Raw genomic sequence first — 21,967 nt, forward strand, 5'->3', positions numbered from 1 at the left:
CGCGGACCCGGCGGCGGCCGTACCGCCGCCCCCCACCCCCCAGCCCGCCTCCACCCCGACCCCCGGCAGGTGACGGAAGTGACCGACAGGCAACCGCCGCGCCGTCGAGTGCCCGGACCGGCGAGGCCGGCCCGGCCCGGGAATGCCGCGCGGCGGCCGGCCGGCTCCGGTGCCCGGCCGGCCCGCCGCCCCAGCGGCGCGCGGCCGCTCGTCCAGCAGAAGCTCCGGCTCGGCAGCCCGCGGCCCCGGCTGCGCCTGGTCAGCCTCACCCTGACCCTGGTGCTGACGGCCTTCGTCGTACGGCTGTTCCAGGTCCAGGCCGTCGACGCGAGTGAGTACGCCGCCCGCGCCGACCAGAACCGGTACGTCGTGCACACCCTGACCGCCGAGCGCGGCGGGATCACCGACCGCAACGGCGTCTCCCTGGCCGTCAGCGAGGACGCCTACGACATCACGGCCGACCCGACGATGTTCAGCGAGAAACAGCTGAAGATCGACGACGGTCCGGAGCAGGCCGCGGCGCTGCTCGCGCCGATCCTCGGGCAGGACCAGGCCACGCTGGTGCAGAAGCTGCGGCCCGCGAACAGGAACTCCCGCTACACCCGGCTCGCCACCCGGCAGACCCCGCAGGTCTGGAAGCAGATCAAGGACCTGCGCAGCGCGCTCACCGCGAAGGCGCAGACGGACAAGCACACCGTCAACGTCCTCGCCGGCGTCTTCGCCGACCCCAGCAGCCAGCGCGTGTATCCCAACGGCGACCTCGCCGCCGGGATACTGGGCTGGGTCAACGCCGACGGCCGGGGCGCCGGCGGCATCGAGCAGGAGCTGAACAAGCAGCTGTCGGGCAAGGACGGCGAGATCCGGTACGCCCAGTCCGGCGGGCGCGAGGTGCCCACGGCGGGGTCGACGCAGACCCCGGCCGTGTCCGGCGCCGACGTCGAGCTGACCATCGACCGCGACATCCAGTGGGCCGCGCAGAACGCCATCACCCAGCAGGTGAGGAAGTCCCGGGCGGACCGCGGCTACGTGGTCGTCCAGGACACCCGGACCGGGCAGATCCTGGCGATGGCCAACTCGCCCGGCTTCGACCCCAACGACCTGTCCAAGGCGGACGCCGCGGACCTGGGCAACGCGGCCGTCCAGGACGCCTTCGAGCCGGGCTCCACCGCCAAGGTGATGTCCATGGCGGCCGTGCTGCAGGAGAACGCGGCCACCCCGCTCACCCACGTCGTCGTACCCAACCGGCTGCACCGTGGCGACCGGCTCTTCTCCGACGACGTCGACCACGACACCTGGTACCTCACGCTGAACGGCGTCCTCGCCAAGTCCAGCAACATCGGCACCATCCTCGCCACCGGCCAGCTCGGCAGGACGCAGGCGCAGGCCGACAAGGTCCTCTATTCGTACCTGCGCAAGTTCGGCATCGGCAGCTACAGCGGACTCGGCTTCCCCGGCGAGACCCCGGGCATCCTCGCGCCGTACCAGAAGTGGTCCACTTCGCAGCAGTACACGATCCCTTTCGGCCAGGGCTTCTCCATCAACGCGGTGCAGGCCGCCTCGGTGTACTCGACCATCGCCAACGGCGGGGTCCGCGTCGAGCCGACCCTGGTGCGCGGCACCAAGGGCGCCGACGGGCGCTTCACCCCCGCGGCCAAGCCCAAGGAGACCCGGGTCGTCAGCGAGAAGACGGCCAGGACGGTCGCCCAGATGCTGGAGTCCGTCGTGGACGACGAGCAGGGCACCGGCATCAAGGCCCGCATCCCGGGCTACAACGTCGCGGGCAAGACCGGTACGGCCAACCGTGTGGATCCGGCCACCGGCAAGTACCACGGCTACACCTCGTCGTTCGCCGGTTTCGCACCCGCGGACAACCCCCGCATCACCGTCTACTGCGCCATCCAGAACGCCACCGCCGGCAGCTACTACGGCGGCCAGATCTGTGGACCCATCTACAAGCAGGTGATGGAGTTCGCCCTCAAGACCCTCCAGGTCCCGCCGACCGGAGCGCCCGCCGCCAACCTGCCCGTCGACTACAAGCCCTGATCAGCACACCGGAACACCAGGAACGAACCGTGACAACGATCACCCCGGACCCCGGGAACCACGGCGCCCTGCGCCCCTCGCTTCGCTCCGGAGCGGGTGCGCCCGGTACGCTCACCGCCGTGCCACACGCTGATCAGTCCCAAACCACCCAGAAGGGCGCTTCCGTGACATATCCGGGACCGCCGCGACCGGTTCAGGTCTCCGCCACACCCCTCGCGGAGCTGGCCGATCAGCTGGGTGCCGCCGCTCCGGACAGCTCCGCCGAGATCACGGGGATCACCCACGACTCGCGCGCCGTCCGCCCCGGCGACCTGTACGCCGCCCTCCCGGGGGCCCGGCTGCACGGCGCCGACTTCGTCACCCAGGCCGCCGGCCTCGGCGCGGCCGCCGTGCTCACCGACCCGACCGGCGCCGAGCGCGCCACGGCGACCGGACTGCCGGTCCTCGTCGTGGCCGACCCGCGCGCGCGGATGGGTGAACTGGCGGCGACGATCTACGGCCACCCGGGCCGTGACCTGCTCCAGATCGGCATCACCGGCACCTCCGGCAAGACCACCACGGCCTACCTCGTCGAGGGCGGCATGCGCACCGCGAAGGCCACCGGCCTCGTCGGCACGGTCGAGATGCGCATCGGCGACGAGCGCATCAAGTCCGAGCGCACCACCCCCGAGGCCACCGACCTGCAGGCCCTGTTCGCCGTCATGCGCGAACGCGGGGTCGAGGCGGTCGCCATGGAGGTCTCCAGCCACGCCCTGGTCCTCGGCCGGGTCGACGGCTGCGTCTTCGACCTCGCCGTGTTCACGAACCTCAGCCCGGAACACATGGAGTTCCACTCCGACATGGAGGACTACTTCCGGGCCAAGGCGCAGCTGTTCACGCCGGAACGCAGCAGACTCGGTGTGATCAACGCCGACGACGAGTACGGCCGCCGCCTCGCGAAGGAGGCCACCGTCCCGGTCGTGACCTTCTCCGCCGAGGGCCACCCCGACGCCGACTGGCGCGCCGAGGACGTCCAGGTCGGCCCGATGGACTCGACGTTCACCGCCGTCGGCCCGAACGGCGAGCGCGTCCACGCCCGCTCGCCCCTCGCCGGCCCCTTCAACGTGGCGAACACCCTCGCCGCCGTCGTGTCCCTCGCCGCCGCCGGTCTCGACCCGCAGACCGCCGCCGACGGCATCGCCGCCGTACCGGGCGTCCCCGGCCGCCTGGAGCGCGTGGACGCAGGGCAGCCCTACCTCGCGGTCGTGGACTACGCCCACAAGACCGACGCGGTCGAGTCCGTGCTCAAGGCGCTGCGCAAGGTCACCAAGGGCCGGCTGCACGTCGTCCTCGGCTGCGGCGGCGACCGCGACCGGACCAAGCGCGGCCCGATGGGCGCCGCCGTGGCCCGGCTCGCCGACACGGCCGTACTGACCTCCGACAACCCCCGCTCCGAGGACCCGCTCGCGATCCTCGCGGCCATGCTCCAGGGCGCGGCCGCCGTGCCCGCGCACGAGCGCGGCGAGGTGCTCCTCTTCGAGGACCGGGCCGCAGCGATCGCCGCCGCCGTGGGCCGCGCCGCCCCCGGCGACACCGTGCTGGTCGCGGGCAAGGGCCACGAGCAGGGCCAGGACATCGCCGGCGTGGTCCGTCCCTTCGACGACCGCCAGGTGCTCCGCGAAGCCATCCAGAAGACCCAGGGATGAAAATCCAGAAGACCCAGGGGATGAACTTGTGATCGCCCTCTCCCTCGCCGAGATCGCAGCAGTCGTCGGCGGGCAGACGCACGACATACCGGATCCGTCCGTCCAGGTCACGGGCCCGGTGGTCCGGGACTCCCGCGAGGTGGTGCCCGGCAGCCTGTTCGCCGCCTTCGTCGGCGAGCGCGTGGACGGCCATGACTTCGCACCACAGGTGATCGAGGCGGGCGCGGTCGCCGTACTGGCGTCGCGCCCCGTCGGCCTGCCCGCGGTCGTGGTCGAGGACGTGCAGACCGCCCTCGGCGCCCTCGCACGGCACGTCGTACACCGCCTCGGCGCGACCCTCGTCGCCCTGACCGGCTCGGCCGGCAAGACCAGCACCAAGGACCTGATCGCCCAGGTGCTCCGGCACAAGGCGCCGACCGTGTTCACGCCCGGCTCGCTCAACAACGAGATCGGGCTGCCGCTGACCGCCCTGTCGGCCACCGAGGAGACGCAGTTCCTCGTGCTGGAGATGGGTGCCCGCGGCATCGGGCACATCCGTTACCTCACCGGCCTCACCCCGCCGAAGATCGGCCTCGTCCTGAACGTCGGCACCGCCCACATCGGCGAGTTCGGCGGGCGTGAGCAGATCGCCGAGGCCAAGGGCGAGCTCGTCGAAGGACTTCCGGAGGACGGCGCCGCGATCCTCAACGCCGACGACCCGCTGGTCCGCGCCATGGCCCCCCGTACCAAGGCGAAGGTGGTCCTTTTCGGAGAGTCGGCCGAAGCGGACGTACGCGCCGAGAACGTGCGACTCACGGACAGCGGACAGCCCTCGTTCAGGCTTCACACACCCTCCGGTGCAAGCGATGTGACCATGCGCCTGTACGGTGAGCACCACGTGTCGAACGCGCTCGCCGCGGCCGCCGTCGCCCATGAGCTGGGCATGTCCGCGGAAGAGATCGCCCTCGCGCTCTCCGAGGCGGGCACCCTCTCCCGCTGGCGCATGGAGGTCACCGAGCGCCCGGACGGCGTGACCATCGTCAACGACGCCTACAACGCCAACCCCGAGTCCATGCGGGCCGCCCTGAGGGCACTCGCGGCCATGGGCAAGGGACGGCGGACGTGGGCGGTGCTCGGCAAGATGGCCGAGCTGGGGGACGAGGCGCTCGCCGAGCACGACGCCGTCGGGCGGCTCGCCGTCCGGCTCAACGTCAGCAAGCTCGTCGCCGTCGGGGGGATTGAGGCCTCCTGGCTGCAACTGGGCGCATATAACGAGGGTTCGTGGGGTGAGGAGTCGGTGCACGTGTCCGACGCACAGGCGGCGATCGACCTGTTGCGCAGCGAGTTGCGCCCGGGCGACGTCGTGCTCGTGAAGGCGTCCCGTTCGGTGGGGCTGGAGAGCGTTGCCCAGGCGTTGCTCGAAGCCGGTGCCGAGGGTGAGGTTGCCGCCCGATGATGAAGCAGATCCTGTTCTCAGGAGTCATTGGCCTCTTCCTGACGCTGGTCGGCACCCCGTTGCTGATCAAGCTCCTCGCCCGCAAGGGCTACGGCCAGTACATCCGTGACGACGGCCCGCGCGAGCACGCCAGCAAGCGCGGTACGCCGACCATGGGCGGCATCGCCTTCATCCTGGCGACGATCGCCGCGTACTTCCTGAGCAAGCTCATCACCGGTTACCCGCCCACCTACTCCGGCCTGCTGGTGCTCGGCCTGATGTCCGGCATGGGCCTGGTCGGCTTCCTCGACGACTACATCAAGATCGTCAAGCGGCGTTCGCTGGGTCTGCGGGCCAAGGCGAAGATGGCTGGCCAGCTGATCGTCGGCATCGCCTTCGCCGTGCTCTCGCTGATGTTCGCCGACGCGCGCGGCAACACCCCGGCCTCCACCAAGCTGTCGTTCATCACCGACTTCGGCTGGACGATCGGCCCGGTGCTGTTCGTCGTCTGGGCGCTGTTCATGATCCTCGCGATGTCGAACGGCGTGAACCTGACCGACGGTCTGGACGGTCTCGCCACCGGCGCCTCCGTGCTCGTCTTCGGCGCCTACACGTTCATCGGTGTCTGGCAGTTCCAGGAGTCCTGCGCCAACGCGCAGACCCTGACGAACCCGGCCGCCTGCTACGAGGTCCGCGACCCGCTCGACCTCGCCGTGATCGCCTCCGCGCTCATGGGTGCCTGCCTGGGCTTCTTGTGGTGGAACACCTCGCCGGCGAAGATCTTCATGGGCGACACCGGCTCGCTCGCCCTCGGCGGTGTGCTCACGGGTCTGGCCATCCTCTCCCGCACGGAGCTGCTGGTGGCCATCATGGGCGGCCTGTTCGTCCTCATCACCATGTCGGTCGTCATCCAGGTCGGTTCCTTCCGGCTCACCGGCAAGCGCGTCTTCCGGATGGCGCCACTGCAGCACCACTTCGAACTCAAGGGCTGGTCCGAAGTCCTGGTGGTGGTCCGGTTCTGGATCATCCAGGGCATCTGTGTGATCGTCGGACTGGGCCTCTTCTACGCAGGATGGGCAGCGGAAAAGTGACCTCCAGCTCGGAACCCTTCGACTTCCGGGGCACCCACGTCACCGTCGCCGGACTCGGTGTGTCCGGCGTCCCGGCGGCCAAGGTGCTGCACGCGCGCGGGGCGGTCGTCACGGTCGTCAACGACGGCGACGACGCACGCGCGCGTGAGCAGGCCGCCGAACTGGAGGCGCTCGGCATCACCGTGCGCCTCGGCGACGGCGCAACCCTGCCGGAGGGCACCGAGCTGATCGTCACCACGCCCGGCTGGAAGCCCGACAAGCCGCTGTTCCTGGCGGCCGAGCGGGCGGGCGTGCCGGTCTGGGGCGACGTCGAACTGGCCTGGCGCCTGCGCGGCCCCGATGCCGCCCCCTGGCTGGCCGTCACGGGCACCAACGGCAAGACGACCACCGTCCGCATGCTCGCCTCCATCCTCACGGCGGCCGGCCTGCGCACGGCCGCCGTCGGCAACATCGGCGTCTCGCTGCTGGACGTCGTCCTCGGCGAGGAGCCGTACCGCGATCTCGATGTACTCGCCGTCGAGCTGTCCAGCTACCAGCTCCACTGGTCGCCGTCCCTGCGCGCCGACTCCGCCACCGTGCTGAACCTCGCGCCCGACCACCTCGACTGGCACGGCTCCATGGAGGCGTACGCGCGCGACAAGGGCCGTATCTACGAGGGCAATCGGGTCGCCTGCGTCTACAACGTCGAGGACAAGGCCACCGAGGACCTGGTCCGCGAGGCCGAGGTCGAGGAGGGCTGCCGGGCCGTCGGGTTCACCCTCGGCGCCCCCGCACCCTCCCAACTCGGCGTCGTGGAGGGCCTTCTGGTCGACCGCGCCTTCGTCGAGAACCGGCAGAAGAACGCGCAGGAGCTGGCCGAGGTCGCCGACGTCGACCCGCCGGCTCCGCACAACATCGCCAACGCCCTTGCCGCGGCGGCCCTCGCGCGCGCCTTCGGGGTACCCGCCTCCGCCGTCCGCGACGGTCTGCGCGCCTTCCGCCCCGACGCCCACCGCATCGAGCACGTCGCCGACCTCGACGGGGTCGCGTACGTGGACGACTCCAAGGCGACCAACACGCATGCCGCCGAAGCGTCGTTGGCGGCATATGAACCGATCGTATGGATTGCGGGCGGTCTGGCGAAGGGCGCGACCTTCGACGAGCTGGTCGCCAGGTCGGCGGAGCGACTTCGCGCAGCGGTCCTCATCGGCGCCGACCGTGCGCTGATCCGTGACGCCCTCGCGCGACACGCCCCGGAAGTACCCGTGGTCGACCTCGACCGGACCGACACTGGGGCGATGCTCCAGGCGGTGACGGAAGCGAAGCGGCTTGCCCGGCCCGGCGACACGGTGCTCCTTGCCCCGGCCTGCGCCTCCATGGACATGTTCACCAACTACAACCAGCGCGGTGACGCGTTCGCGGCAGCGGTCCGCGAACTCGGAGCCTGACCCCGGCGCCGCCCGCCGGGCGGAACTTGGGAGGGACGCGTGGGACGGCTGACGCTACAGGGGCCTGTGGGACGGCCGAGGTTCAGGGGAGGCGCCGATGCCCGGTAGCAGTACCGGCCGGCCGCCCGTACAGCGGGCACCCCGCCGTCCCGCCGTCTCCCGGCCGGCGCGCGAGAACCCGTTCCAACGGTTCTACACACGCGCGCGCAAGGCCTGGGACCGTCCGCTGACCGCCTACTACCTGATCTTCGGCGGCAGCATGCTGATCATGGTGCTCGGCCTGGTCATGGTCTACTCGGCCTCCCAGATCACCGCGCTCCAGCTGTCGCTGCCGGGGTCGTACTTCTTCCGCAAGCAGTTCCTCGCCGCGGCCATCGGCGGCGTCCTGATGCTCGTGGCCTCCCGGATGCCGGTGAAGCTGCACCGGGCGCTGGCGTACCCGATCCTCGCCGGTGCCGTCTTCCTGATGGTCCTGGTGCAGGTGCCGGGGATAGGGATGGCGGTCAACGGCAACCAGAACTGGATCTCCCTGGGCGGCTCCTTCCAGATCCAGCCGAGCGAGTTCGGCAAGCTCGCCCTGGTGCTGTGGGGCGCGGACCTGATCGCGCGCAAACAGGACAAGAAGCTGCTGACCCAGTGGAAACACATGCTGGTGCCGCTGGTGCCGGTCACGTTCCTGCTGCTCGGGCTGATCATGCTCGGCGGCGACATGGGTACGACCATCATCCTGACGGCGATCCTGTTCGGGCTGCTGTGGCTCGCGGGGGCGCCGACCCGGCTGTTCTCCGGCGTGCTCGGGGTCGCCGCCGTCCTCGCCATCATCGCCATCCAGACCAGCCCGCACCGCCTCGCCCGCCTCAAGTGCATCGCCGCCACCGACCCGGGTCCGAACGACATGTGCTGGCAGGGCGCGCACGGCATCTACGCCCTCGCCTCCGGCGGACTCTTCGGATCGGGCCTCGGCGCGAGTGTGGAAAAATGGGGCCAACTGCCGGAAGCGCACACCGACTTCATCTTCGCGGTCACCGGTGAGGAACTGGGCCTCGCGGGGACACTGTCGGTGCTCGCCCTGTTCGCGGCTCTAGGCTATGCGGGTATCCGCGTGGCCGGACGCACGGAGGACCCCTTCGTGAGGTACGCCGCGGGAGGCGTGACCACCTGGATCACCGCCCAGGCGGTGATCAACATGGGTGCGGTGCTCGGCCTGCTGCCGATCGCCGGAGTGCCCCTCCCGCTGTTCTCCTACGGAGGGTCCGCCCTGCTGCCGACCATGTTCGCCATCGGGTTGCTGATCGCCTTCGCACGCGACGAGCCCGCTGCGCGGGCGGCGCTTGCGATGCGGCAACCTCGCTTTGGTAGAAAGCGGGGAGCCGGGGGCTCCGGGTCCGGTCGGAGTCCCCGGAGATGGAACACGATGCGACGGCGTGCCCCACGGGCGCGTCCGTCCGGAGAGCGGTGAATTTCGGTGCATGTCGTACTCGCCGGTGGGGGGACCGCCGGCCACATCGAGCCCGCGCTCGCCCTCGCGGACGCCCTGCGCAGGCAGGACCCGACCGTGGGGATCACGGCCCTGGGCACGGAGCGCGGCCTGGAGACCCGGCTCGTCCCGGAGCGCGGCTACGAGCTGGCGCTGATCCCGGCGGTGCCGCTGCCCCGCAAGCCCACGCCCGAGCTGATCACCGTCCCGGGCCGGCTGCGTGGCACGATCAAGGCCGCCGAGCAGGTCCTGGAGCGCACCAAGGCCGACTGCGTGGTCGGCTTCGGAGGTTATGTCGCGCTGCCCGGCTACCTCGCGGCCAAGCGCCTGGGTGTGCCCATCGTGATCCACGAGGCCAACGCCCGCCCGGGCCTGGCCAACAAGATCGGCTCGCGGTACGCGGCCCGGGTCGCCGTCTCCACCCCGGACAGCAAGCTGCGTGACGCGCGGTACATCGGCATCCCGCTGCGCCGCTCCATCGCCACCCTGGACCGCGCCGCGGCCCGCCCCGAGGCCCGCCACATGTTCGGCCTCGACCCGAACCTGCCGACACTGCTCGTCACCGGCGGCTCGCAGGGCGCCCGCCGCCTCAACGAAGTCGTCCAGCAGGTCGCGCCCTGGCTCCAGCAGGCCGGAATCCAGATCCTGCACGCGGTCGGCCCGAAGAACGAACTGCCGCAGGTGCACCAGATGCCGGGGATGCCCCCCTACATCCCGGTAAGTTACCTGGACCGGATGGACCTCGCGTACGCCGCGGCCGACATGATGCTCTGCCGCGCGGGCGCGATGACCGTCGCCGAACTCTCCGCCGTCGGACTCCCGGCCGCTTACGTCCCGCTGCCCATCGGCAACGGCGAACAGCGGCTCAACGCCCAGCCGGTGGTGAAGGCCGGCGGCGGACTCCTCGTCGACGACGCGGAACTGACGCCCGAGTGGGTACAGCAGAACGTCCTGCCCGTACTCGCCGATCCGCACCGGCTGTACGAGATGTCCCGCGCGGCGAGCGAGTTCGGCCGCCGGGACGCCGACGAGCTGCTCGTCGGCATGGTGTACGAGGCGATCGCCTCGCGCCGTTAGGACCGTATGACGAAAGGGCAGTGAGGGTGGCCGGACCGACTACCGCCGAGCGCGGAAAACGCCAACAGGAGTCGTCCGGCCCGCCGTCCGCCCGGCGCCTCAGACGACGGCGCCTTCGTACGATCGTCATCCTGGCGGTGGTCGCTCTTCTTCTCGGCGGCGGTGGCACCTGGGTGTTGTACGGCTCCGCCTGGCTGCGCGTCGAGCGTGTCTCGGTGTCCGGTACCCGGGTGCTGACCCCCGCCGAGGTGCGCGACGCGGCGGCCGTGCCGGTCGGGGCGCCGATGATTTCCATCGACGCCAACGGCATCGAAGCCCGACTTCGCGCGAGATTGCCCAGAATTGACACCATCGACGTGGTTCGAGCCTGGCCCCACGGCATCGGTCTGAAAGTGATCGAGCGCACTCCCGTCCTGCTCCAGCGCGACGGTAAGAACTTCGTCGAAGTCGACGGCAAGGGTGTCCGGTTCGCCACGGTTTCCCAGGCCCCGAAGAACGTTCCGGCCCTGGAAGTCGACGTCTCCCGCACCGGTTCCGCGGCCGCGAGCCTGCGGCGCTTCGGCGTCGCCCGGCTCGTGCGCGAGGCGGTCCGGGTCGCCCGGGACCTGCCGCCCTCCGTGGCCAAGGGCGCCCGGGCGCTCCAAGTCCGGTCCTATGACGACATCTCGCTGGTGCTCGGCGACGGCCGCACGGTGGCATGGGGGAGCAGCGAGAGCGGCGGCGCCAAGGCACGGACCCTCACGGCTCTCATGAAAGCAGCTCCCCGCGCCCGGCACTTCGATGTCAGCGTTCCCACCGCCCCTGCGTCATCGGGGAGTTGACGCACATCAGCGCAGGCCAGCACCCTGGTTGGGCACTGCTACGGCTGATCACATAGGGTGAAAAGAAAAACGGGAGGTTCGGCGTGTTCGTTGAACGGGCGCCACTTGTCGACTTAGTGTCCTGTTCAGAAGACTTCAAGGAACAGACACACTGGTAACCCTAAACTTCAGGGTTAGGGTTCGGGTCGGCGCTACGGACCGTCCCATTCGGCATCTGCCGTCCCGGCGCGGGGCACCGCACGGCGACGGCGACGTAATTCGAGGCGAGAGGCCTTCGACGTGGCAGCACCGCAGAACTACCTCGCAGTCATCAAGGTCATCGGTGTCGGCGGCGGTGGTGTCAATGCCATCAACCGGATGATCGAGGTCGGTCTCAAGGGCGTCGAGTTCATCGCCATCAACACAGACGCACAGGCGCTGTTGATGAGCGACGCCGACGTCAAGCTCGACGTCGGCCGCGAACTCACCCGCGGACTCGGCGCCGGCGCCAACCCGGCAGTCGGCCGCAAGGCCGCCGAGGACCACCGCGAGGAGATCGAGGAGGTCCTCAAGGGGGCCGACATGGTCTTCGTGACGGCTGGTGAAGGCGGCGGCACCGGCACCGGCGGCGCGCCCGTCGTGGCCAACATCGCGCGCTCGCTCGGCGCCCTCACCATCGGCGTGGTCACGCGCCCGTTCACCTTCGAGGGACGGCGCCGCGCGAACCAGGCCGAGGACGGCATCGCCGAACTGCGCGAAGAGGTCGACACCCTCATCGTCATCCCCAACGACCGGCTGCTGTCCATCTCGGACCGCCAGGTCTCGGTCCTGGACGCGTTCAAGTCCGCCGACCAGGTCCTGCTCTCCGGTGTCCAGGGCATCACCGACCTCATCACCACCCCCGGTCTGATCAACCTCGACTTCGCCGACGTCAAGTCGGTCATGTCCGAGGCCGGTTCGGCCCTCATGGGCATCGGCTCGGCCCGCGGCGACGACCGCGCGGTGGCCGCGGCCGAGATGGCGATCTCCTCGCCGCTGCTGGAGGCGTCCATCGACGGCGCACGCGGCGTCCTGCTCTCCATCTCCGGCGGCTCCGACCTCGGCCTGTTCGAGATCAACGAGGCCGCCCAGCTGGTCAGCGAGGCCGCCCACCCCGAGGCCAACATCATCTTCGGCGCGGTCATCGACGACGCCCTCGGCGACGAGGTCCGGGTCACCGTGATCGCGGCCGGCTTCGACGGCGGCCAGCCGCCGGCCCGCCGGGACAACGTCATCGGCTCGGCCTCGGCCACGGTGCCGGCCCGCCGCGAAGAGCCCGCTCCGGTACGGCAGTCCGAGCCCAGCCGGCCGACCTTCGGCTCGCTCGGCAGCGTGACGCCGAAGGAGGAGCCGGAGCCGGCCCCCGAGCCGGTGCCCGACATCCCGGTCGCCCCGCCGGTGCCGCAGTCGCGGAGCTACTCGGACAGCGCCGCCGAGGAACTGGACGTTCCGGACTTCCTGAAGTGATAGGACAGCGCGAGAGCGTGAGCGGCGCGCACTTCGCCTTCACCGACCGGTGGGGCGGGGTGAGCGCCGCTCCGTACGAGGAGCTGAACCTCGGCGGCGCCGTCGGTGACACGCCCCAGGCGGTCCTGGCCAACCGGGAACTGGCCGCGAAGTCGCTGGGCCTCGCCGCCGATCGGGTCGTCTGGATGCACCAGGTGCACGGCGCCGACGTGGCCGTCGTGGACGAGCCCTGGGGCGTGCGCCCGGCGCCCGAGGCCGACGCGGTCGTCACCGCCCGCCGGGGGCTCGCCCTCGCCGTGCTCACCGCCGACTGCGTGCCGGTGCTGCTGGCCGACCCCGTCGCCGGGATCGCCGCCGCAGCGCACGCGGGCCGGCCGGGCATGGCCGGGGGAGTCGTCCCCGCCGCCGTACGGGCCATGGTCGAACTCGGCGCCGAGCCGGGCCGGATCGTCGCCCGCACCGGACCCGCCGTGTGCGGCCGGTGCTACGAGGTGCCGGAGGCGATGCGCGCCGAGGTGGCCGCCGTCGAGCCGGCGGCGCACGCGGAGACGAGCTGGGGTACGCCGGCGGTCGACGTGAGCGCCGGGGTGCACGCGCAGCTCGACCGGCTCGGGGTGCGCGACCGGGCGCAGTCACCGGCGTGCACGCTCGAGTCGAAGGACCACTTCTCGTACCGCCGCGACCGCACCACCGGGCGGCTCGCGGGCTATGTCTGGCTGGACTGATGGGGCATGACGGACCGTAAGACCGAACTCGCCGCAAACCTGGCGAAGGTGGAGGAGCGCATCACCGCCGCGTGTGCGGCGGCCGGGCGCGAGCGGGGCGAGGTGACTCTCGTCGTGGTCACCAAGACCTACCCGGCGAGCGATGTGCGGATCCTGTCGGAACTCGGTGTGCGTCACGTCGCCGAGAACCGCGACCAGGACGCGGCACCGAAGGCGGCCGCGTGTGCGGATCTGCCTCTTAAGTGGCATTTTGTCGGTCAACTACAGACCAACAAGGTGCGTTCCGTGGTCGGTTACGCCGATGTCGTGCAGTCCGTGGACCGTTCCCGGCTTGTCACGGCCCTGTCGAGGGAGGCGGTGCGGGTGGGGCGCGAGGTGGGGTGTCTGATCCAGGTCGCGCTCGACGCGGGGGCCAGTGGCCGGGGCGAGCGTGGTGGCGTCGGCCCGGACGGAATCGAAGAGTTGGCCGACCTCGTCGCGGACGCGCCCGGACTGCGGCTCGACGGTCTGATGACCGTCGCTCCGCTCGCCGGGGAGTACGCGGGACGCGAACAGGCTGCGTTCGAGCGCCTCATGGATTTGTCGACCGACCTGCGCCGGACGCATCCGGCTGCAACCATGGTGTCGGCAGGGATGAGTGCGGACCTCGAACAGGCCGTGGCGGCCGGGGCGACACATGTGCGCGTCGGCACCGCGGTACTCGGAGTCCGCCCCAGGCTCGGGTAACGTCGCCAGGAAGTCGGACCACAGCAGAAAATATGGTCAATGCCCGTGAAGGCGGGCACAACGACCTCGTGGATCGCGGGCACTTGGCAGTAGTCGGTCGATCCACCACAGAGCGGAGGACTCAGAGCATGGCCGGCGCGATGCGCAAGATGGCGGTCTACCTCGGCCTCGTGGAGGACGATGGGTACGACGGCCGCGGATTCGACCCCGACGACGACTTCGAGCCCGAGTTGGACCCGGAGCCTGAGCGGGACCACCGACGGCACGAACCGTCACACCAGTCGCACAGCGCACATCAGTCCCAAAGGGACGAAGAGGTGCGAATCGTCCAACCGCCCGCGCCTCGCGAGCCGGTGGCCCGTTCGACTTCGCTCGCCGCGGAATCAGGACGTCCGGCGCGCATCGCGCCCGTGGCATCCATCACACAAGAACGTCAGTCCCTGGAGAAGAACGCGCCGGTGATCATGCCCAAGGTCGTGTCGGAACGAGAGCCGTACCGGATCACCACACTTCACCCGCGGACCTACAACGAGGCCCGTACCATCGGGGAACACTTCCGTGAAGGCACCCCGGTGATCATGAATCTGACTGAGATGGACGACACAGACGCGAAGCGACTTGTCGACTTTGCGGCCGGATTGGTGTTTGGTCTTCACGGAAGCATCGAGCGGGTGACGCAGAAGGTGTTCCTGTTGTCTCCTGCTAACGTCGATGTCACGGCGGAGGACAAGGCCCGCATCGCAGAGGGCGGGTTCTTCAACCAGAGCTGAAACGCACGACCGATCGACATTCGGAAGAGCACGGGAAACAGGGGAGAGGGAAGCGCAGGCCATGAGCGTGTTCGTCACGGTGGTCCACACCGCGCTACTGGTGTTCCTCGCCGTGCTCATTTTCCGGCTCGTCATGGACTACGTGTTCCAGTTCGCCCGCTCGTGGCAACCCGGCAAGGCCATGGTGGTCGTTCTGGAGGCCACCTACACTGTCACCGATCCACCGCTGAAGCTTCTGCGGCGGTTCATTCCGCCGCTGCGTCTCGGGGGCGTGGCGCTCGACCTGTCCTTCTTCGTACTGATGATCATCGTCTACATCCTCCTGTCCATCACGGGGAGCTTCGTGTGATGAGGGTGGACGATACGGTCTTGCCGACTGCCGATGACTACGTTGAGGTGAAGAGATGCCGTTGACCCCCGAGGACGTGCGGAACAAGCAGTTCACGACCGTCCGCCTCCGAGAAGGCTATGACGAGGACGAGGTCGATGCCTTCCTCGACGAGGTCGAAGCCGAACTGACCCGTCTGCTCCGCGAGAACGAGGACCTGCGCGCCAAGCTGGCCGCGGCGACCCGTGCGGCCGCGCAGAACCAGCAGAACATGCGTAAGGGCCCGCCGGAGCAGGACCAGCAGCCGCATCCGCAGCAGCAGGGCATGCGAGGTCCCGGCGCGCCGGTGCCCGCCGGCATATCGGGCCCGCCGCAGCAGCAGATGGGTGGCCCCATGGGTGGCCCGCCCCAGCTGCCGAGCGGTGCCCCGCAGCTGCCCGCCGGTCCCGGCGGCGGTCAGGGTGGTCCCCAGGGTCCCGGTCCGATGGGTCAGGGTCCGATGGGTCAGGGCCCCATGGGCCAGGGTCCGATGGGCCAGGGTCCGATGGGCCAGGGTCCGATGGGCGGTCAGCCCCCCATGCAGCAGCAGATGGGTGGTCCGATGGGCGGCCCCATGGGCGGTCCGATGGGCGGCCCCGGTCAGGGCCCCGGTGGCGACAGCGCCGCCCGTGTCCTCTCGCTGGCCCAGCAGACCGCCGACCAGGCGATCGCCGAGGCCCGCTCCGAGGCCAACAAGATCGTCGGCGAGGCCCGCAGCCGCGCCGAGGGTCTGGAGCGTGACGCTCGTGCCAAGGCCGACGCCCTGGAGCGGGACGCGCAGGAGAAGCACCGTGTCGCGATGGGCTCCCTGGAGTCCGCCCGCGCCACGCTGGAGCGCAAGGTCGAGGACCTGCGCGGCTTCGAGCGCGAGTACCGCACGCGCCTGAAGTCGTACCTCGAGTCCCAGCTGCGTCAGCTGGAGACCCAGGCCGACGACTCCCTGGCCCCGCCGCGCACCCCGGCCACCGCGTCCCTGCCGCCGTCCCCGGCGCCCTCCATGGCTCCGGCCGGCGCGAGCGCCCCGTCCTACGGCGGCAACCAGACGATGGGCGGCAACCCCGCTCCGTCCGCCCCGTCCTACGGCGGCCAGCAGCAGATGACCCCGGCCATGACCCAGCCGATGGCCCCGGTCCGCCCGCAGGGTCCGTCCCCGATGGGCCAGGCTCCCTCGCCGATGCGTGGGTTCCTGATCGACGAGGACGACAACTGAGCACCGGGCACGGTGAGTAGTACGCCTTAGGCGTCGGCAGCGTTCAACAGGGCGGGGCCCCGGACTTCGGTCCGGGGCCCCGCCCTTTTTACGCGGGTTGCGCGCGGCGGACCACGCGGGTTGCGCGTGGCGGGCACATGAAGAAGGGCCCGGACTCCGAACCGGAGACCGGGCCCTTCTCGGACCGCTCGGCGCTTACGCCTTCCGCAGCCGGAACGTGAGCGACAGCCCCTCGTCGGTGAACGGCTCGCCGTAGCTGCCGTCGGCCTCTCCCTGGGCGAAGTCGGTCGCCAGAACCTCGTCCGCGATCAGCTCACGGTGCTCGCTCAGCGCGGCGACCACCGCCGGGTCGGTCGACACCCACCGCAGGGCGATCCGGTCGGCCACGTCCAGGCCGCTGTTCTTGCGGGCCTCCTGGATCAGCCGGATCGCGTCACGGGCCAGGCCCGCCTGCCGCAGCTCCTCGGTGATCTCCAGGTCCAGTGCCACCGTGGCACCGGAGTCGGACGCCACCGACCAGCCCTCGCGCGGGGTCTCGGTGATGATCACCTCGTCCGGGGCGAGGGTGACGGTCTCGCCGTCGACCTCCACCGAGGCCGTGCCCTCACGCAGGCCCAGGGACAGCGCGGCCGCGTCGGCGCTCGCGATCGCCTTCGCCACGTCCTGCACCCGCTTGCCGAACCGCTTGCCCAGCGCACGGAAGTTGGCCTTCGCGGTGGTGTCCACCAGTGAGCCGCCCACCTCGGACAGGGAGGCCAGCGCGGAGACGTTCAGCTCCTCGGTGATCTGCGTGTGCAGCTCCGGGTCCAGCGCCTCGAAGCCGGTCGCCGCGATCAGCGCGCGGGACAGCGGCTGCCGGGTCTTGACGCCCGACTCCGCGCGCGTGGCGCGGCCCAGCTCCACCAGCCGGCGGACCAGGACCATCTGCTTCGACAGCTCGGGGTCGATCGCCGACAGGTCCGCCTCCGGCCAGGCGGCCAGGTGCACGGACTCCACGGCGCCCGGCGTCACCGGCACGACCAGGTCCTGCCACACCCGCTCGGTGATGAACGGGGTGATCGGCGCCATCAGCTTGGTGACCGTCTCCAGCACCTCGTGCAGCGTGCGCAGCGCGGCCTTGTCGCCCTGCCAGAACCGGCGGCGCGAGCGGCGGACGTACCAGTTGGACAGGTCGTCGACGAACGCGGACAGCAGCTTGCCGGCGCGCTGGGTGTCGAACGCCTCCATCGCCTGCGTCACCTGGTCGGTGAGGGCGTGCAGCTCGGACAGCAGCCAGCGGTCGATCAGCGGGCGCTCGGCCGGGGCCGGGTCCGCCGCGCTCGGCGCCCACTGGGACGTACGGGCGTACAGCGCCTGGAAGGCGACCGTGTTCCAGTACGTCAGCAGGGTCTTGCGGACGACCTCCTGGATGGTGCCGTGACCGACGCGGCGCGCCGCCCACGGGGAGCCGCCGGCCGCCATGAACCAGCGCACCGCGTCCGCGCCGTTGGCGTCCATGAGCGGGATCGGCTGGAGGATGTTGCCCAGGTGTTTGGACATCTTGCGGCCGTCCTCGGCCAGGATGTGGCCCAGGCAGACGACGTTCTCGTACGACGACTTGTCGAAGACCAGCGTGCCGACGGCCATCAGCGTGTAGAACCAGCCACGGGTCTGGTCGATGGCCTCGCAGATGAACTGCGCCGGATAGCGGGTCTCGAACAGCTCCTTGTTCTTGTACGGGTAGCCCCACTGCGCGAACGGCATCGAGCCCGAGTCGTACCAGGCGTCGATGACCTCCGGCACGCGCGTGGCCCGCTCGCCGCAGCCCTCGTGCGGGCAGGCGAAGGTGACCTCGTCGATGTACGGGCGGTGCGGGTCCAGCCCCGACTGGTCGGTGCCGGACAGCTCCGTCAGCTCCGCGCGCGAGCCGACGCAGGTGAGGTGGCCCTCCTCGCAGCGCCAGATCGGCAGCGGGGTGCCCCAGTAGCGGTTGCGGGACAGCGCCCAGTCGATGTTGTTGTTCAGCCAGTCGCCGTACCGGCCGTGCTTGACGGTGTCCGGGAACCAGTTGGTCTGCTCGTTCTCCTGCAGGAGACGGTCCTTGACGGCCGTCGTGCGGATGTACCAGGAAGGCTGGGCGTAGTACAGCAGCGCGGTGTGGCAGCGCCAGCAGTGCGGGTAGCTGTGCTCGTACGGGATGTGCCGGAAGAGCAGACCGCGCTGCTGGAGGTCCTCGGTGAGCTGTTCGTCCGCCTTCTTGAAGAAGACGCCGCCCACCAGCGGGACGTCCGCCTCGAAGGTGCCGTCCTGGCGGACCGGGTTCACCAGCGGCAGGCCGTAGGAGCGGCAGACCTTGAGGTCGTCCTCACCGAAGGCGGGGGACTGGTGGACCAGACCCGTGCCGTCCTCGGTCGTCACGTAGTCGGCGTTGACCACGAAGTGTGCCGGAGCCGGGAACTCCACCAGCTCGAACGGACGTTGGTACGTCCAGCGCTCCATCTCGGCACCGGTGAAGGTCCGGCCCGTGGTCTCCCAGCCCTCGCCGAGCGCCTTGGCGAGCAGCGGCTCGGCGACGACGAGCTTCTCCTCGCCGTTGGTGGCGACGACGTAGGTGACCTCCGGGTGCGCGGCGACCGCCGTGTTGGACACCAGGGTCCAGGGGGTCGTCGTCCACACCAGGAGCGCGGCCTCGCCGGCGAGCGGACCGGAGGTGAGCGGGAAACGGACGTACACGGACGGGTCGACGACCGTCTCGTAGCCCTGCGCCAGCTCGTGGTCGGACAGGCCGGTGCCGCAGCGCGGGCACCAGGGGGCGACGCGGTGGTCCTGGACCAGCAGGCCCTTGCCGAAGATCTCCTTCAGCGACCACCAGACCGACTCCACGTACTCGGGGTCCATGGTCCGGTAGGCGTCGTCCATGTCGACCCAGTAGCCCATGCGGGTCGTCAGCTCGGCGAAGGCGTCGGTGTGCCGGGTCACGGACTCGCGGCACTTGGCGTTGAACTCGGCGATGCCGTACGCCTCGATGTCCTGCTTGCCGGAGAAGCCCAGCTCCTTCTCGACGGCCAGCTCCACAGGCAGGCCGTGACAGTCCCAGCCGGCCTTGCGGGCCACGTGGTAGCCACGCATGGTGCGGAAGCGGGGGAAGACGTCCTTGAAGACGCGGGCCTCGATGTGGTGGGCGCCGGGCATGCCGTTCGCGGTGGGCGGGCCCTCGTAGAACACCCACTCCGGGCGGCCCTCGGACTGCTCCAGACTCTTGGCGAAGATCTTCTGCTCGCGCCAGAAGTCGAGCACGGCGTGCTCAAGAGCGGGCAGGTCGACCTGTGCGGGCACCTGGCGGTACGTCGGCGCTGTCATCTGCGAGCATCCTCCAACGGACTTGCTGCCTTCCGTCGGAGGGACGAGAGCCTTCGATCCTGTCTACGCCGTGTGCGGCGCGCTCCCGCGGTACCACCCTCCTTGGCCCGCCGGTGCGTCCTGTGCTCCGGTGAGCCCCCTCATTGGGGTCGCGAAGCCGGTTCTACTCGCCCTGGCCTCACGGCTGCGGCTTTCTTCCGGCGGCTCCGGGGTGATCTTCACGTCGCGCTCGCCCCCGGGCTCACACCGTCCCCGGGTCGCTCTCGGCTGCGTACGCCGCTACTCGTCCCCATCCACGCTTCTCGCTCCGCCCAGTGTACGGCGCCGCACGGACAGCGGCTGACCGGTTTTCCCGGGGCCCGCATTCCGCGGGCCGGGGCCGTGCGCCCGGCGACCGGTCGGCATGACCCGAATGGCGAAGGCACGCGCGTGCGTGTCCGGCCGTTGCCGCCGGAGCGGATTACCCGGCGGGGAGCTGGGCACAACCGATGCAGGCCCGCTGCTCGGGGGGTGCGGGCGGGCGAATCGGGCGGTGTGCCCCGTTGCCGCGGGACTCAAGTCGATTTATCGTCCCAGCACGATTCGCGAGCAAGATCACAATATGTGAAGGGGCCGCGGCCATGGTGGCGAAGAAGACCGCCGTAGAGCAGCCGGCGACCGGCCGGGCCAGGGGCGCGGCCGCGGAAAAGACGGCCGCGAAGGACGCCAGAGATGCGAAGGGCGCCAAGGACGCCAAGGACGCCAAGGCTGTCAAAGCCGTCAAGGCCGTCGGGGAAACGGCGGCCGGGACAGCGGGCGTGAAGAAGGCCGCCCGGAAGCCCGCGGAGGCCGACGTGGCGCCGAAGCCCGGGAAGAAGACGGCGGCGGGGAAGACGGCGGCCAGGAAAGCGGCCGCCGGGAAGAGGGTGGCGGCGAAGGGGGTGGCGGTGGACAAGGCGGCCGTCGAGGCGCCGGCGGCGAAGAAGGCCGGCGCCGGCAGGACGGCTGCGGCGGGCGCCTCCACGGAGGCGGCCGGGAAGAGCACGGCCAAGAAAGCGGGCGCGGCGCGGGCCGCGAAGCAGACGGGAGCCACGACAGTGGTTGCGAAGAAGACTCCTGGCACGGCCACGGCCGAACAGACCGCCGTTCCCAAGGCACGGCTCGCCGCGGCGGAGCCCGGCGAGCTGGCGGTGCGTCCCGGAGAGGACCCCTGGACCCCGGAAGAGGTCGCGGAGGCCCGCGCCGAGCTGCTGTCCGAGGTGGAGCGGCTGCGCGCCGAGATCAGCTCCTCCGAGGCGTCCCTCGTGGGCCTGATGCGGGACTCCGGGGACGGCGCGGGCGACGACCAGGCCGACACCGGGACCAAGAACATCACGCGCGAGCACGAGATGGCACTGGCCGCCAACGCGCGCGAGATGCTGATCCAGAACGAGCACGCCCTGGAGCGGCTGGACGCGGGCACCTACGGACTGTGCGAGAACTGCGGCAATCCCATCGGCAAGGCCCGGATGCAGGCCTTCCCGAGGGCCACCCTGTGCGTGGAGTGCAAGCAGAAGCAGGAACGTCGCTCCTGAGCGTGAGGGGCCGGGCGGGCGTGCCGTAGTCTCGTCCTCAGTCAGGCACCTAGGTTGAGGGACTCACGTGGCAGAGGCGGAGCGCATCATCGGTACGCCGGACACCCCGGACGACAGCGGCGAGCACAGGACGCCCGGCGCGCCGACCGGCTCCGGCGTGTCCGCCGCGGCCGGGACCGGCGGGCGGGAGGCGCACGCGCGCAGTGGTCGTGGGCGCCGGATCGCCGTGCTGTTCGCGGTGGCCGCGTTCGCGTACGCCCTCGACCTGATCAGCAAGACGCTCGTGGTCGCCAAGCTGGAGGGTCACGAGCCGATCAAGCTGGTCGGAGACCTGCTGGAGCTGCACGCGATCCGCAATCCGGGCGCCGCCTTCGGCTTCGGCGGCGCGTTCACGGTGATCTTCACGGTGATCGCCGCGGCGGTGATCGCGGTGATCATCAGGCTGGCCCGCAAGCTGTACAGCTTCCCCTGGGCGGTCGCCCTCGGCCTGCTGCTCGGCGGCGCGCTCGGCAACCTGACCGACCGGATCTTCCGCTCGCCCGGGATCTTCGAGGGCCAGGTCGTGGACTTCATCGCGCCGAAGGGTTTCGCGGTGTTCAACCTGGCCGACTCGGCGATCGTGTGCGGCGGCATCCTGATCGTGCTGCTGTCCTTCCGCGGCCTGGACCCGGACGGCACGATCCACAAGGACTGACGGGGTCGCCCGGAGTTTTCCACAGGCACGTTCGGGGGTGTCCGGGCCGTCCGGCATACTCGA

General features: G+C 70.5%; 17 protein-coding genes. 16 read left to right on the forward strand and 1 reads right to left on the reverse strand.

Annotated features, from left to right (window positions below; translation table 11 throughout):
- Positions 1-78: 78 nt before the first annotated feature.
- From BIV25_RS29035 to BIV25_RS29100, 14 genes are all read left to right on the forward strand, one after another.
- Entirely contained in the window at positions 79-2,043 is a 1,965-nt protein-coding gene (locus BIV25_RS29035; RefSeq protein WP_305729335.1) for a penicillin-binding protein 2, read from the forward strand.
- A gap of 164 nt (positions 2,044-2,207) precedes the next feature.
- Positions 2,208-3,728 carry a UDP-N-acetylmuramoyl-L-alanyl-D-glutamate--2,6-diaminopimelate ligase gene (locus BIV25_RS29040; RefSeq protein ID WP_071375518.1) on the forward strand — a complete coding sequence of 507 codons (1,521 nt, stop codon included), beginning with the start codon at positions 2,208-2,210 and terminating at the stop codon, positions 3,726-3,728.
- A 28-nt stretch (positions 3,729-3,756) separates the two neighbouring features.
- Positions 3,757-5,163, forward strand: a complete 1,407-nt coding sequence (murF, locus tag BIV25_RS29045; RefSeq protein ID WP_071375411.1) for a UDP-N-acetylmuramoyl-tripeptide--D-alanyl-D-alanine ligase — start codon at positions 3,757-3,759, stop codon at positions 5,161-5,163.
- Positions 5,160-6,233 carry a phospho-N-acetylmuramoyl-pentapeptide-transferase gene (gene mraY / locus BIV25_RS29050; RefSeq protein ID WP_071375412.1) on the forward strand — a complete coding sequence of 358 codons (1,074 nt, stop codon included), beginning with the start codon at positions 5,160-5,162 and terminating at the stop codon, positions 6,231-6,233. The genes murF and mraY overlap by 4 nt, the downstream gene beginning before the upstream one ends.
- Entirely contained in the window at positions 6,215-7,660 is a 1,446-nt protein-coding gene (gene murD / locus BIV25_RS29055; protein WP_071375413.1) for a UDP-N-acetylmuramoyl-L-alanine--D-glutamate ligase, read from the forward strand. The genes mraY and murD overlap by 19 nt, the downstream gene beginning before the upstream one ends.
- 97 nt (positions 7,661-7,757) lie before the next feature.
- A complete protein-coding gene (gene ftsW / locus BIV25_RS29060; protein WP_071375414.1) occupies positions 7,758-9,119 on the forward strand; it encodes a putative lipid II flippase FtsW in 1,362 nt (453 codons plus the stop codon).
- A 6-nt stretch (positions 9,120-9,125) separates the two neighbouring features.
- On the forward strand, positions 9,126-10,214 hold the full coding sequence (murG, locus tag BIV25_RS29065; protein ID WP_071375415.1) for an undecaprenyldiphospho-muramoylpentapeptide beta-N-acetylglucosaminyltransferase: 1,089 nt from the start codon (positions 9,126-9,128) through the stop codon (positions 10,212-10,214).
- Positions 10,215-10,240: 26 nt separating this feature from the next.
- Positions 10,241-11,035 carry a cell division protein FtsQ/DivIB gene (locus BIV25_RS29070; RefSeq protein WP_071375519.1) on the forward strand — a complete coding sequence of 265 codons (795 nt, stop codon included), beginning with the start codon at positions 10,241-10,243 and terminating at the stop codon, positions 11,033-11,035.
- Between the two features lie 279 nt (positions 11,036-11,314).
- Positions 11,315-12,520, forward strand: a complete 1,206-nt coding sequence (gene ftsZ, locus BIV25_RS29075; RefSeq protein ID WP_071375416.1) for a cell division protein FtsZ — start codon at positions 11,315-11,317, stop codon at positions 12,518-12,520.
- Complete coding sequence (pgeF, locus tag BIV25_RS29080) at positions 12,517-13,245, forward strand: peptidoglycan editing factor PgeF (protein ID WP_071375417.1); 729 nt, start codon at positions 12,517-12,519, stop codon at positions 13,243-13,245. Before ftsZ ends, pgeF begins: the two co-directional genes overlap by 4 nt.
- A 6-nt stretch (positions 13,246-13,251) precedes the next feature.
- Positions 13,252-13,971: a YggS family pyridoxal phosphate-dependent enzyme gene (locus BIV25_RS29085; protein ID WP_071375418.1), complete on the forward strand. Its 720-nt coding sequence runs from the start codon at positions 13,252-13,254 to the stop codon at positions 13,969-13,971.
- 128 nt (positions 13,972-14,099) lie between these two features.
- On the forward strand, positions 14,100-14,741 hold the full coding sequence (locus tag BIV25_RS29090; RefSeq protein WP_071375419.1) for a cell division protein SepF: 642 nt from the start codon (positions 14,100-14,102) through the stop codon (positions 14,739-14,741).
- Positions 14,742-14,802: 61 nt separating this feature from the next.
- A complete protein-coding gene (locus BIV25_RS29095) occupies positions 14,803-15,090 on the forward strand; it encodes a YggT family protein (protein ID WP_071375420.1) in 288 nt (95 codons plus the stop codon).
- Positions 15,091-15,145: 55 nt separating this feature from the next.
- Complete coding sequence (locus BIV25_RS29100; protein WP_071375421.1) at positions 15,146-16,318, forward strand: DivIVA domain-containing protein; 1,173 nt, start codon at positions 15,146-15,148, stop codon at positions 16,316-16,318.
- A gap of 195 nt (positions 16,319-16,513) precedes the next feature.
- Here BIV25_RS29100 and ileS read toward each other — a convergent pair whose 3' ends face one another.
- Positions 16,514-19,657, reverse strand: a complete 3,144-nt coding sequence (gene ileS, locus BIV25_RS29105) for an isoleucine--tRNA ligase (RefSeq protein WP_071375422.1) — start codon at positions 19,655-19,657, stop codon at positions 16,514-16,516.
- A 620-nt stretch (positions 19,658-20,277) separates the two neighbouring features.
- Here ileS and BIV25_RS29110 point away from each other — a divergent pair.
- Together BIV25_RS29110 and lspA are read left to right on the forward strand one after the other, a co-directional pair.
- Entirely contained in the window at positions 20,278-21,210 is a 933-nt protein-coding gene (locus BIV25_RS29110; protein ID WP_071375423.1) for a TraR/DksA family transcriptional regulator, read from the forward strand.
- Positions 21,211-21,277: 67 nt separating this feature from the next.
- Entirely contained in the window at positions 21,278-21,904 is a 627-nt protein-coding gene (gene lspA, locus BIV25_RS29115) for a signal peptidase II (protein ID WP_071375424.1), read from the forward strand.
- Positions 21,905-21,967 lie beyond the last annotated feature (63 nt).

The organism is Streptomyces sp. MUSC 14, assembly GCF_001866675.1.
Lineage (GTDB): Bacteria > Actinomycetota > Actinomycetes > Streptomycetales > Streptomycetaceae > Streptomyces.

Coding starts and splice junctions, on each gene's coding strand:
- murD (WP_071375413.1), top strand. CDS start 6,215: ATGGGCAGCGGAAAAGTGACCTCCAGCTCGGAACCCTTCGACTTCCGG.
- BIV25_RS29100 (WP_071375421.1), top strand. CDS start 15,146: ATGCCGTTGACCCCCGAGGACGTGCGGAACAAGCAGTTCACGACCGTC.
- ftsW (WP_071375414.1), top strand. CDS start 7,758: ATGCCCGGTAGCAGTACCGGCCGGCCGCCCGTACAGCGGGCACCCCGC.
- BIV25_RS29095 (WP_071375420.1), top strand. CDS start 14,803: ATGAGCGTGTTCGTCACGGTGGTCCACACCGCGCTACTGGTGTTCCTC.
- ileS (WP_071375422.1), bottom strand. CDS start 19,657: ATGACAGCGCCGACGTACCGCCAGGTGCCCGCACAGGTCGACCTGCCC.
- mraY (WP_071375412.1), top strand. CDS start 5,160: ATGATGAAGCAGATCCTGTTCTCAGGAGTCATTGGCCTCTTCCTGACG.
- BIV25_RS29085 (WP_071375418.1), top strand. CDS start 13,252: ATGACGGACCGTAAGACCGAACTCGCCGCAAACCTGGCGAAGGTGGAG.
- BIV25_RS29090 (WP_071375419.1), top strand. CDS start 14,100: ATGGCCGGCGCGATGCGCAAGATGGCGGTCTACCTCGGCCTCGTGGAG.
- BIV25_RS29110 (WP_071375423.1), top strand. CDS start 20,278: ATGGTGGCGAAGAAGACCGCCGTAGAGCAGCCGGCGACCGGCCGGGCC.